This window comes from Candidatus Harpocratesius sp., assembly GCF_054039255.1.
Map to the genome: position 1 here is coordinate 16,397 of NZ_JBPLBG010000059.1, position 13,215 is coordinate 29,611.

A 13,215-nucleotide genomic window follows, 5' to 3' on the forward strand; every position below is an offset into this window, starting at 1 on the left:
GTCGTATTATAACCTTGAAGACTATTTGTTAAAAAAGTAATTCTAACAAATAGATTAAGAATATTCATATCTCTCAAAAAAATGTAAAACACGATTTTAGCGTTGTTATTACACAGAATAGACATGAATAATTAATTGTACCTAAACAATTTTTTTTTGATCTTAACTTTTCTATTTATACTGTAAATATATAGAAGGATCTAAAAGGTATAAAAAATATGTGTGGTATATTTGGTATTTTAATGGGGAACAACAAATCAATAAAGGAAAATAATATTTTATCTATTTTAAAGAAATTAATGCTCCTTTCTGAATCGCGAGGAAAAGAATCATCAGGTTTAGCACTAATCAAGCCAGATTTAATTGAAATCATAAAATCTAATATTAGCGCTCATGAACTATTAAAAAATAAAAAAGTTAATAGTATATTGAAACTGAATATAAAAAATCAGTTTGATAATAACGAGTTATTTTCAATTATTGGACATTCGAGACTTGTGACTAACGGTTCTGATGAAATTCATGAAAATAACCAACCAGTGATTTCAGAAAAAATGGTAACTATTCACAATGGTATCATTGTAAATGAATCAGAATTATGGAGACAAAATCCAAATTTAACTAGAAATTTACAAATTGATACTGAAATTTTAATGAAACTTATTGAAAATCATCTATCTAATAATTTTTCAATTATTGAATCTGTGAAGTATGCTTACTCTCAGATTGAAGGAACTGCTACAATAGTTTCGGCATTTAAAGATAGTAATTTCATACTTTTCTCTACTAATAATGGAAATTTATATTATATCCATAACACTAATAAAAATTATATCATTTTTGCATCTGAAAAATTTATATTGCAACAACTTACCAAAAAATTTAAAAACTTAACTGCTGGTCTCAAGATTGAACACCTTGAGCCCAATGAAGCAAAATTAATTAATTTAAAGAAAGATATTGTTGTTTCGTTCAATCTTAAGGATAATTTCAAATCATATACCGATTTTAATTTTATTAATGAAAAAATCAAAAAAATCAAAGATCATCGCGAAATAGGAATAAAAAATGTTGCATTTCACTCAGTAATCAACAATATCAAAAATGAAAATGATGACCCTTCTCTTTTAACTAAAGATAAAGATGATATATATAACATTAAACGCTGTACAAAATGTCTATTACCTTTCACCTTTCCTTTTATAAAATTTAATGATGAAGGAGTGTGCAATTATTGCGAGAACTATGAAAAGCGTAAATTCAAAGGAGAAGAATCGTTATTTCAAAAAATTGAAAAATACCGCAGTAATAATGGAACTCCAGATTGTTTAATTATGTTAAGTGGAGGAAGAGATAGCTGCTATATGGTGCATTATGTTAAAAAAATTTTAAAAATGAATCCCGTAACTTATACTTATGATTGGGGGATGGTTACAGATCTAGCACGAAGAAATATCCAACGAATGTGTGGGAAACTTGGATTGGAACACATACTAGTATCTGCAGATATTAGAAAAAAACGCAATAATATAAAAAAAAACATAATCGCTTGGTTAAAAAAGCCAGATTTAGGTATGGTTCCTCTTTTTATGGCTGGTGATAAACAATGGTATTATTTTGCCAATCAAGTACAGGAACATTTAGGTGTAAAACTAGTATTTTTAGGAACAAATTCATTAGAAACAACATATTTTAAAACAGGTTTTTGTAATATTCCTCCTGAATATAAAGGAAATAAAATGAATATTAATTTGATGAAGTATTATTTAAAAAATTATATTTCAAATCCAAAATATATTAATTCAACAATTTTTGATAATATATTCGCATTTAAATCTTTTTATTATTCAAAAAAAGATTACATTAGACTCTATACATATATTCCATGGGATGAAAAAGAAATCGTAAATACTTTACGTTCACAATATAATTGGGAAACTGCGAGTGATACTTCTTCTACATGGCGGATTGGAGATGGCTCCGCTTCTTTCTATAATTATATTTATCACACTATAGCAGGCTTTACTGAAAGTGATACTTTTAGATCGAATCAAATACGCGAAGGATTATTATCGAGAGAAGAAGCATTAAAGATTGTTATAGACGAGAATAAACCTAGATATGAAAGCATTAAATGGTATTTAAACATTGTAGATTTAGGGGATAAATTCAATGAAATCATTTCAATAATCAATTCTGTCCCTAAATTATGGAAATAAGTCTAAATATTTTTTTATTGTAATATTAAAAAATATCGATGAATTTTTAAAAACAAGGATCAATTATATCTTTTAATCTTTTTGATAATCCTTTTCAATTTTATGAATTCTTCAAATATTGGTGAGTTTACTTCATCAAGTTCTTTAATACAGACATATTTACAAATATCATTATAATTTACTCAATTTCCGTTAAGTTTAAATCACAAGATAGTTTTGTTTTATTATGGTAGGTCGTCCGAGAATGCCCAAAACCAAAATCACACGAGGTTTTGAAGTAGAAACTGATGATGGCGCATCATAAACTCTTAAATCAATTCCAATCTGCTGCCCTACATGTCAATCAGATAATATTAGGGAGGATGGAACAAGAAAAAGAGGAAATACTCGAATTCAAAGTTACCGATGCAAAAATCCTGATTATTATTTCTTAAATTACGGAAAAGGCGGAAAATAATTTACAATATACAGTTCCTCATTCATTTCTATGTTCATTCAGAAATATTTACAAGAAATTATATCGAAATTATTTAAATCTGAAGGAAAACTAACAAATATTGCCAAAAACTATGCAATATCCCCGAGTTTAATGACATATCTTAATATAAAACTCCAGAATGCCTTGGATCATCACCATGGATTTGATAATCTGGTTGATCAACCGTAAAAAGAGCGGGTAATATCAATTGATTAAACATTTTTGAAGATAAACGGAAAATCTAATTATATAATTATGGCAACAGGATATGCGACACATAAAGTTTTGGGGCTTAAAGTTTCAGAAACGCGTAAATGGGAAGATATTCGAGACGTTTTTTTAGAAGTGAATAAAAACTCTTCGAAACTGATAGAGATAATCACAGCAGATGCTTGGAGTGGCACCCTTGCTTGTGTTAAGAACTTAAAACGCCCAATAACCTTAATTATGTATAAACACAAAAAACCTTCCGAAAATGTCGTTGTTAAAAGGTATAAGTCATTATCTATGTCATTCAATTTAAAATCTTTCTTTCCTCGCTTTTACGTTTTTATTTTCTTAATGTTTTTACCTAATTTTCCTAAACAACCAATATACTGTGGATACCGCTTATTGTAGCATCTTCCCCGAAATTCATCCAATTCCAACGCCTCACTTGAAGGCTCTTCTTTTATGATTAGATTACGTTTTACCTGCCAGATATTGTAAAGAAACGATATGGCACCCATGATTCCCAGTCGAATATTTCGGTTTTGCGTCCTACTGGAAATCCCAAGCCTATTCATCTCCCTAAAGGCGATCTCAATCAACCACCGCTGACAATAAAGATCTCGGATATGGCATTCATTACCATGAAGGGAACTAACTCCACCATTTCTTCCAAAAATAACCATTAGCAGAAAGATTCGCTTACTTGCATCATCAAACGTAATTTTATTTGACTTTAGATCACGTTTAATTCTTGATAAGGTATAATTTCTTTTTGCAACCAATAACAGATCGAAGTTCAAAATCGGATAGCCGATTTTTTTAACGTAACTTAACTTTAGGAAGCCCTTACAATATCTTTTCCTTGTATTCTTCAAATATTTCAATATTTTTTTAGCAGTCTGTGCACATTTTCGCCCGGGCATAATCACAGCGATACCTTGCTTTTATATAAAAGATAAAAGCCGTTTGCGATAAAATCCTCTATCAATGAGCATATATATAATATTGAAGTCATTATTACAGAGGGTTTTGATTATTTTTTCAAAGAGTGGGAGCGTGTCCTGTCTTTTTTTTATCTTAAAGTTTGCGATAACCTGATGAAGACTCCCAGAAATCATGGAAAATGTCAAGGTTTTATACTTTGTTTTCCCATCTTTTTTGCCAAAACAATAGGGATCATCCTTATTTTTCTTACAAGCCTCGTCTGTATAGTCCGCAATTAATTTAATATTCTTTTCAAGCATGTTAATTCCTTTTAAATATAATGCATGGGCAAATAGGACCAGATTCCAGAACTCCTCCATATATCTTGAATTATCCAGTCCTTTTAGATACCTAGATAAAGATGGTTGGTCGGGAAAGAAGCGGCGTTTCTTCTTATTTGCGAATTCAAGCGTTTGATAACGTTGAAAACATATGTTTTTCTCTTGACATTTATGTTCCATCCAATTTGCGATCTTATTGGGCGATATAGTTAAGAGGAGGGTTTAAACTTGCAAGATAATAAATGCAGCGTTTGAAAAACCGCTCCTTTTTTTTAGACAGTGTCGAGGAAATGATAGGATTGATGATTTCCGTAATATCTTATAATAGCCGTGGATTAATATGATTGGGATTGATTTTTCCGATATCGGCTCCAACCGATGAATTTCCATAAAGATTACTTGTCATAATTTTGAGGAAGAAAGCTTAGCTTTTAAATTAATCCCCTTTATTGTCGATAGACAGGAGTAGTAAAAATAATTTCGTTTGGATGAGATGAATCAAAGAAATTATTGAAGGAATTTAATTCTCCCCTCTGGAAACGGCGACAAAATCGAATTAGATTGATAATGATAAGCACAAAAAAAATGTTAGACAAATCACAACAATTGGTATTAAATCGGATTTTGTCAAAAAAGGAGCGACAAAGGAATATTATTACATGGAAATGACCGAAAACTTAAATTTTCCAGCAAAAAAGAAAAAAGGAAGACCGAAAGGTGTTAAAAATAAGAAAAATAAGAAGAAATCAAAGCTTAAAATACGAAAAAAACGCGGCAGAAAAGGATTTCGAACTGTGTTCAATAAAGATAAACGCGGATATGCAAAGGTTGATCCGTACCGTAAAACGGTACAGATCGGTAAAGAAATTTCTCCTGCTGTATCAGCAGCGTTAGGAGAAGTTGTAAATCTTTACGTTAAAAATTACATACAAAATAATTTGGCAGAGCATAAAAATAGTTTGCTTTCGAAATATTTAGTGCTTTCCGGCCCAAAAACTGCTGAAAGTGTAGAACGGCGTATTCGTACGTTAATAATTTATCAGAATAATCCAAATCTTATAGATTTTGTGAATATTCGGCATAATTTCCAATGTAGTTTCTTAAGAAATCAAATAATTAATTCTCCTTTGCTGGGGTTACTGGTGTGAAAAAAGATTAAAAGATAACGAAAAAAACTAATGAATTTTAATTGATCCTTCCATTTGAAAATTCATCAAAATATCGACAATTCTATTTTTTTTCTTAATTCCTAATGAATTAACCTTTTTTAGATTTTCTAATCCCACCAAATGATTTTGGTAAAAATTATTGAACTTATAGATTAATTGTTTGGGAACATTCATCTACTAACCAATCTCGGTATTCTTGGAACGTCATTTGGGGATTCGGTAAAATTTGATCTCGTTCGATTTGCCAATAATTAAACAGCAAATATTTACCCATTTCACCAAGTAATCGCGTTCCGTCTTCATTTGAACGCTATAGTCCTTTGTGGATATCAAGATCTCGAAATCCTGTTTCGATTTACCACCTCATTTTGCAATATCGTTTTATCCTATACACGAAAGATTTAGAATGGTATTGCGGAGCGATTGTAGTGATTAGACCATATAATTGCAGTGTCGCTTCTGCTAAACTTAGATTTTCTTGCCGATAGGCAGTTTTCAATTCATTTAATTTTTGTTTTCCTCTAGCATACAAATGAACCCAGCATCGCATCAAATTTCCTTTTCCGTTCTTCTGTGTTTTAGTACCAAGCTTAAATTGTTGAATTCGTCCTTTTAAACCTGAAATATAGGCATTTTTTGCAGATTGAAGTTGCTTGTAATTCTTTACAGGAGTTACTACCTCAATATTCCGTTGTTTAAACGATTTCAATATATTGTGCCGATAATATTCTCGACCGATGACACAAACCTTGATTTCTAACCCCAATTTCATCAACCAATCTGCAATTTTAATAATAAATGGTATTTTGGATTCTCTGAGTGCTACATGATGACATCCAATAAAGAGAGATTTATGAAGTCCATGAATCATTGCCCCATGATAATGACGTATTCTTCGCGTGCCTTTTACCATTTTACTGCCTTTGATCATTGAATCTCTGCGTTTTCCCCAATATCCGAGATATGTTAAATCAAATTCAAGGACAACCAGATGCATTTTGCGATCAGACAGGAATACCATCCGAATCATCTTTTCAAACACGATACGATAAACATCCTCCACATTCTAGATATTTTGAGTACATAACCAATCATTTATAGTGGTTTGATGGGGAAAAGCTCGTGATTTTCTTCCGTCATTATATACACGAGGTTCAAAATCTAAGAATTTTTGTGCCCATCGATTTAATTTCTGACATGCGTGGTGAACTTCAAGCCTATTTTTAAAATCTATATGAAAGAAAAATTAAAGTAATAAGACAAGTGTTTTAAATTTGGAACTGATTCAATAAGAAATATTTGAATCTCTTTTTTTTCGATTTAATACTTAATCAATTTTACCTTAATATCTCACAAATTTTCTTTATTTACGATAAACAGAGAAAACAACTATTGTTTACCCTCAATTCTTAAGGAAATACAAGAAAAATAAATATTTTGAAGAATTCAAATTAAAGTAAATTTCCATATAATCGATCTAAACTGTTTCTGAATTTAGTGGTAATTCCCGCTCTTATAATTGGTGATTTTTCCTTGCTTAGACCTGTAAACGGAAGATAAAGGCTATGATGAAGGCGTAACAATTCGAAAACCGCCCGCGAATATTTGATATTTACCATTTTTCGATATTTCTTGTAGAAATTCCGATATCCCCTAAAAATCGACTCGATAATATTTGTATTTATCTGATTAGGGGTCAAAATTTTATGAATGGCTTTGTTTTTATCGCTAAATATCTTTTTATTATTATCTAAAATTTTTTTAAGTTTTTTTACTAAAGAATATTGAGAGTGGGAAAGAATTTCGTCGAACTTTTGCTTTTTTACTCCGAATTCTGTTTAATAACAATCTAAAAGGTCTTTAAATCGTTTGGCTATTCGCCTTGTTTAGAGAGCAACAGTTTTTTGTTTTGAATAGGTTTTTTCGGCTTCTTCTATTTTTTTTATTCCGTATTTCAAATATTTCTTCTTGCTTTTTTATTTGCTTTTTACATCTTCATACTGTACTTCTTAATCTAATCAAATCTTTACTCTATTATGCCGAATTTTTTGACATTTTCTTGTTTTTGAATATCTTTTTAATATTTGCACTTTACATAATTGTTCCTGTTCAAATGAAATTCTTTCAATCTCTTATTGTAGAAGAAGGCCTTGATTTTGGTTATTTTTGATTCGATTTCGTATGATATATTGCTTTTCTTTAAGAGGATCTAGGTAAATCTCTCAATTAAGACTTTTTGATTTTTTCTACTTATTTTTTACCTCGATATTTACGTTTATCCTATTTTTGTTTTTGTCGGATTTTCGAATGTGGTTCTTGCTTTAATAACTTATATCCTTGAGATTCAAATGTCATTCGTAGCATATGCGCAATATATCCACCTCTCATTTGAGAAAACGCTGTATGATGCTGGAACAAATCGCCACGACCCAATTTATGACATGCAATTATTTTTAGCAAATCTAAGCAAAGAATCATATATCTATACTTACCTATATCCGCAATTCCGCGGACATTGACACGTCTGGCATTGTAAACCAGCGTGTTATGAGAAAATTGGTGCTCAATCGAGGTTCTTATATCATAAAGCTTATGCAAATCATCATTGGACCATGAAGAAGGAACGAAATCGCGATTTATTAACACATTATTTTCTAATTTAACAATATTATGCTTTTTAATATTTTTTGTCGCTCCAATCATTCCAATTACCCCATGCTGAGCCAATAATTGCAGATTCTTTATTGAATAAGTACCTCTATCACCTAGAACTACTTTTACAGGTTGCTTTACCAATATGAAAAAGTAAATCATAGTTTCATAAAAAATTTTTTTATCATTCACATTTGCAAGAAAGTGTAAACAGAACACCGGTGCGATAATATCGCCGCAAAAGGCATAGAGAGTTGAAGCCATATAGCCTATCCCTAAAAATTTATTATTATGTCTTCCCAATCTTGCATCTTTGTCTGAATAAAATTTTGATTTGGATGATTTATAGTCAGACGAATTAGAATGTACAAATTGACAATCCCAAATAAGAATTCTATAAGTGATTATTCTCCGATTGACAAGTTGCCTGACTAATGAAAAGAAATACTCTTTAAATACATCTAAAGGTGTATTATGATAAAAATCACTGAAATCTTGCACAGTAGGAACAAAATTGAGACAATTTAAAAGCGGAAAAATCGCAGTAGGATTAAAAATTGACAAAATACGCCAGAATTTAGAATAATGCTCAATTCCTAAATGAATCCGCAAACATTCATAAATAAACATATCGTGCAAACAGGTAATATTTCGTAAATTTCCACTTTTTTCTAGTATGGTCTCCCACTCATCCCAATATGATAAATCTTGCGTGAGAAATAGGTCATCATAAAACCCTGTAAAATTCCGTACTTCCCAATATAATGCGGCATCTGTTTGGCTGAAATACACTTTTCTTTCTTCTGAAGGTGCTCGTAGATAGCGAGGAAATCGAAGTAGATAACATACTTTCATTTCTGTTGATTTGCCCTTCACAAAGTAATCAAAAAGACATGTTACTCTACCAAATAATCTTCGTTTTTTACGTCCGCATTTCTTTGGAGGTTTTTGAGGATAAAGTATCTTTCTTCCTTTTCTATATTCCGCTGGATTTGACATATCGAAAATTATCTTTATTGGCGGTTGAACATAGTCCAAAAATTAATGTTGAACAATATTTGGCTTTCTAGAATACTTTAATATAAACATACGTGCCCCTTTTAGCAGATCAATGATATTCGATCAGTGGGCTTTAATTAACTTTTTGGTTTAATCACGAATCATTACCAAATAATATAATATGAATTTACATCAATTTTCAATAAACTAAAAAAATATAGTCATAATTCAAATCTTCCTTCATTTTAAATCGTTTTTTGAGTAATATTCCTTCAAAACGCCCGACTATATTAAAAAAGAGATAAATATGCAAAATTGGAATATTGATGATATGAAAAATCAAAAATCTTTAAAATAATAAAAATTGCTAGATCTTCTTAAGATTCTTTATTTTTTAAAAAATTTTCCACGCTTTCCGGTTGTAGGGTTCTTGGGCTTTTCTCACATCTCTACAGGTATGTACATGACAAAAAATATGCAGAATTCCTGAGAAGTACATGTTTAATGGCCCATTATAAGATTTCAATCCGTCAATAATCCAGACTTGATATGAAGGTATTAAATCACGAAATGGTGCAACGAATTGAGTAAAATATACTTTATTTTTAGAATTATTCTGCTGAAGTGCAACGAGATAATTCGATTCTTTATCAACAATACCGATGTTAATTTCATCATGACCTTGGTATATTTCATCCGTTTCTGCAATCTTGATTCGCGGAAGAACTTTTACATCATAGTATTGATTTATATTTATCGATTTTTTACCTTATTTTATTATCAATTTTCGGAGCTTTCTATGGCTAATCTAAAAACTATGGTTGATTTTCAAATGATTGCGAATTTCATTAAGTTATAAACTCTTGAGTTTTAGATCTAAAATAATAAGAGAATAAACTTTCGATTCTTTTAAAGCAGATGCAAGGATAAAGATAATTGGGGACAACTTTCTTGGTTAACCTTTGGGTGCGTGTGTATTTTGGCAAATACAATAAATTTCACTCCTTTGTAAAGGTTTCGGAAAAAAAGATTGAATTTTTCATTCACGATTCAATTTCTGTAGAAAATTGATAAGTTAGATCAAAAATAATCTGCGTTCTCGATATCCGGTAATTAAATTCATTATCCGTAGAAAACATACCCAATCAATTTTGTATTTCATTGGATGTCTCTGAAAATTTTAGGTTTTCTTCAGAATGAAAAATACAGATCTATTTTTTCGTCGGAAAAAAGATTTGGAAAAATTTATCGGATCAGATCCTTAAATTTTCATAAAAAATATTATTGATTCTCAAGGAATCTTTTAAAATTATGTATTACTGAAAAAATTATGAAGGAAATTTCTATGATTTCTCTTAGTAATTACCCAGATGTTAGAATATTACGAGAATCTATTTCAATTTCTAAAGAATTAAATTCACATATTAATATTTTTTGTTATAAGCAAAAATGTAAACCAGAATATGAAAAGTTTGATAGTTCGCTTACAATACACCGAATATTTATTAATTTTTCTAATTATAACTTTCCAAAATCTTTGAAATATATCTTAAATTATCTATTTGGGTTTATTGGTGTTTTTTTTTTAATGTTTAAAAAAACAAAGATATTGCTAAAATCTTCTATAATTCATATACATAATCCCCCTGATTTTTTAACATTTCCTTTTTTATTATTTAAAGTCTTGTTCAGAAAAAAGATAATTTTGGATCGACATGAACCTTTAGCTCTATCTATTTCATCAATTTTTGATAAAAATGAAAAATCAATCTTCTTCAAATTTCTTTCAGTATTAGAACTAGTCAATATGAAATATATCGATGGTATTATCGTTATTAATGAATTAGAGAAAAAATATATTGAAAATAATTTACCTAAAAAGGAAATAGCGGTGGTTGGAAATAGTATCGATAATAATTCTCAATTAAATGGGAAAAAAAGACAATTTTTTAAAGATTTTGAATTATCACAATTAAAATTACAGTTAGGTTTTAAAAAAACAGATATTATAATACTTTATGAAGGATTGATAGCAAAAAGAAGAGATTTAGATATTTTTATTGACTTATTTAAGGACAATCATTTATCTGATGAATATAAAGGATTGATATTAGGAGATGGAGAATATAAAGAACATTGCAAACTAAAAATTATAAAACATTCATTAAAATCAAAAATCAGAATTTTAAAGGCAGTTGAGCCCAATGAAGTTTATAAATATATTAGTATCGCAGATATTTGTTTAGTTTTGGCTTCAAATATTCCTTTATATCGACTCTATACACCAAATAAACTTTTTGAATATTTATTGCTCAAAAAAAAAGTAATTGTTCCAAAATTGGTTAATATAATCCAATTAACTCGAAATTATCTCCCATATTATAAATCTGGGTCTGTTGAATCGCTTAAAAATGCTATTATAGAGGTAAAAAATATATCAGAGAAGACCTATTTAAATAATATAAAAAAAATTATGGAAAAACATGATTGGGAATTTTCAAAGTTAAGATTACTGAAATTATATCGAAGGTTAATGTAAAATGAAAATATTATCTGTTGTCGCAACAAGACCAAATTTTATAAAAGAATTTGCAATACAGCATGCTTTAGAAAAAAATAGCCATCACAATGAAATCGAATGGAGAATTCTTCACACAGGACAACATTATGATTACCAAATGTCAAAAATCTTTTTAGAAGAATTAAATATTCCTGAACCATATTATTATCTTAATGTAGGTTCAGGCTCTTTAGGTTATCAGAGAGGGAAAACTATTATTGAAATAGAAAAAACATTAATAGATTATAATCCAGATTTAGTAATCATTTATGGTGATGTAAACGCTACAATGTCTGCTGCTATTGCTTGTAATGGATTGAATATACCTTTTTACCATTTGGAAGCGGGTGTAAGAGGGAATAATCCAAAAAATCCAGAGGAAACAAACAGGATCATCGCAGATTGCTTATCAAATCTTAATATTTGCTTTACTAAAGAGCATGTTCAAAACTTGAAAAAAGAAGGTTACCCAAATGATAAGATTTTTCTAAGCGGAGATCTTCATTATGATGTATTCTTGCACATAAAAAAGAAATTTAATTTAGTTGCTAAAAATGAAGATTATATTTTAGTAACAATTCATAGGCAAGAAAATCGCAGAAATATTCAAAATTTAAAGAATATTATTGGTGCATTAGTAGATATCGATGAAAATATTAAATGGCCGGTTCATCCAGGAACAAAGAAAGATTTACAAGCATTCGGTTTATGGAACGAATTAATAAAAAATAAAAAAATTGAATTATTACCACCTCTTGGCTATTTAGAATTTACTAAATTATTAAAAAATTGCAAATTTGTGTTCACTGATTCTGGGGGAGTTAGGAGAGAAGCATATTTCTGGAAAAAACCTACATTAATTTTAATTAATATCAATTGGTTTAATGAAATAGAAAAATATGGTTGGAAAAAAACTGTTGGTTCAAATAGAAAGGAAATTGTAAAAAATTTCAGAAATTTTAAAATACCGAACGAGCATCCAAAAATCTTTGGCAATGGAGACGCAGCAGAAAAAATTATTAACTATATATTAGAAAAAAGTCATGAGGTTTCACATAAATCTTTATGAGTAAAAAAAGCCTTAAACTCTTATAATTCCTTCTAATCGGGTCATATTTCGACGCCATTGGAAATTCGTTCGTTTTTTTTGTTAAGATATTTATTGTTTCAAGTTAAATTTAGTTGCTTCTTCCTAATATACGTCCATGATTCTTCTGAATCCTAAAAAACAGATCTTAAGTGATAATTTGCTAAAGTTGAAATCATTTTGTTGATTTATTTTTTCGATACTCGCCCATAAAATCGAAATTTCTGTTGTTCGAACTCTTGCTCAAACATGACAATCGTTTGAATCGATTTCGGAAAAATTTATAATTGATTAGCCCTCTTCTATAATTCCACCATAATTGGTTCCATCCTTCATAAATCTCACCAATTTCATTTCTTGATTTGGCAAAGGGGATTTCTTTTTGGTTCTATCAATGTTTTAAGGTATTTTCAGCAAGATCTTCGATAAAACAGGATTCTTTTTCCACTCAGTCTTTAAGGTTATATTTTATCTCTCAAAATATGGCTGCATTTTTCCTTTTTGTATATTCTTATATCGTTCCTCCCATGATTGTAAGAAAATTGATTCGATTTTTTCAATTATGCTCATCTATTA

12 protein-coding genes are annotated in these 13,215 nt (G+C 29.4%); 6 read left to right on the plus strand and 6 right to left on the minus strand.

Annotation, left to right across the window (positions count from 1 at the left end):
- The first annotated feature begins 242 nt into the window (after positions 1–242).
- The 3 genes from ACXLDF_RS13495 to ACXLDF_RS13505 all read left to right on the plus strand — a co-directional run bounded on the left by ACXLDF_RS13495 (position 243) and on the right by ACXLDF_RS13505 (position 2,886).
- Positions 243–2,219 (plus strand): hypothetical protein, encoded by a 1,977-nt coding sequence (locus tag ACXLDF_RS13495; protein WP_457559065.1) that lies wholly within the window; start codon positions 243–245, stop codon positions 2,217–2,219.
- Between the two features lie 287 nt (positions 2,220–2,506).
- Positions 2,507–2,653: a hypothetical protein gene (locus ACXLDF_RS13500; RefSeq protein WP_457559066.1), complete on the plus strand. Its 147-nt coding sequence runs from the start codon at positions 2,507–2,509 to the stop codon at positions 2,651–2,653.
- A gap of 53 nt (positions 2,654–2,706) precedes the next feature.
- Positions 2,707–2,886 carry a hypothetical protein gene (locus ACXLDF_RS13505; RefSeq protein ID WP_457559067.1) on the plus strand — a complete coding sequence of 60 codons (180 nt, stop codon included), beginning with the start codon at positions 2,707–2,709 and terminating at the stop codon, positions 2,884–2,886.
- 353 nt (positions 2,887–3,239) lie between these two features.
- Here ACXLDF_RS13505 and ACXLDF_RS13510 read toward each other — a convergent pair whose 3' ends face one another.
- Together ACXLDF_RS13510 and ACXLDF_RS13515 are read right to left on the minus strand one after the other, a co-directional pair.
- Positions 3,240–3,830 carry a hypothetical protein gene (locus tag ACXLDF_RS13510; RefSeq protein WP_457559068.1) on the minus strand — a complete coding sequence of 197 codons (591 nt, stop codon included), beginning with the start codon at positions 3,828–3,830 and terminating at the stop codon, positions 3,240–3,242.
- 21 nt (positions 3,831–3,851) lie between these two features.
- Entirely contained in the window at positions 3,852–4,352 is a 501-nt protein-coding gene (locus tag ACXLDF_RS13515; RefSeq protein WP_457559069.1) for a hypothetical protein, read from the minus strand.
- Between the two features lie 485 nt (positions 4,353–4,837).
- On the opposite strand from ACXLDF_RS13515, the gene ACXLDF_RS13520 reads away from it, so the two are divergent.
- On the plus strand, positions 4,838–5,320 hold the full coding sequence (locus ACXLDF_RS13520; RefSeq protein ID WP_457559070.1) for a hypothetical protein: 483 nt from the start codon (positions 4,838–4,840) through the stop codon (positions 5,318–5,320).
- Between the two features lie 166 nt (positions 5,321–5,486).
- Here ACXLDF_RS13520 and ACXLDF_RS13525 read toward each other — a convergent pair whose 3' ends face one another.
- The 4 genes from ACXLDF_RS13525 to ACXLDF_RS13540 all read right to left on the minus strand — a co-directional run bounded on the left by ACXLDF_RS13525 (position 5,487) and on the right by ACXLDF_RS13540 (position 8,992).
- The gene (locus ACXLDF_RS13525) at positions 5,487–5,615 is read right to left on the minus strand and encodes a hypothetical protein (protein ID WP_457559071.1); all 129 of its coding nucleotides are present in this window, start codon (positions 5,613–5,615) and stop codon (positions 5,487–5,489) included.
- A gap of 81 nt (positions 5,616–5,696) precedes the next feature.
- A complete protein-coding gene (locus ACXLDF_RS13530) occupies positions 5,697–6,362 on the minus strand; it encodes a hypothetical protein (RefSeq protein WP_457559072.1) in 666 nt (221 codons plus the stop codon).
- A gap of 430 nt (positions 6,363–6,792) precedes the next feature.
- Entirely contained in the window at positions 6,793–6,960 is a 168-nt protein-coding gene (locus ACXLDF_RS13535; RefSeq protein ID WP_457559073.1) for a hypothetical protein, read from the minus strand.
- 661 nt (positions 6,961–7,621) lie between these two features.
- Positions 7,622–8,992 carry a hypothetical protein gene (locus ACXLDF_RS13540; protein ID WP_457559074.1) on the minus strand — a complete coding sequence of 457 codons (1,371 nt, stop codon included), beginning with the start codon at positions 8,990–8,992 and terminating at the stop codon, positions 7,622–7,624.
- A 1,330-nt stretch (positions 8,993–10,322) separates the two neighbouring features.
- On the opposite strand from ACXLDF_RS13540, the gene ACXLDF_RS13545 reads away from it, so the two are divergent.
- A complete protein-coding gene (locus ACXLDF_RS13545; RefSeq protein ID WP_457559075.1) occupies positions 10,323–11,531 on the plus strand; it encodes a glycosyltransferase in 1,209 nt (402 codons plus the stop codon).
- Between the two features lies 1 nt (position 11,532).
- A complete protein-coding gene (gene wecB / locus ACXLDF_RS13550) occupies positions 11,533–12,621 on the plus strand; it encodes a non-hydrolyzing UDP-N-acetylglucosamine 2-epimerase (RefSeq protein ID WP_457559076.1) in 1,089 nt (362 codons plus the stop codon).
- Positions 12,622–13,215: the final 594 nt, after the last annotated feature.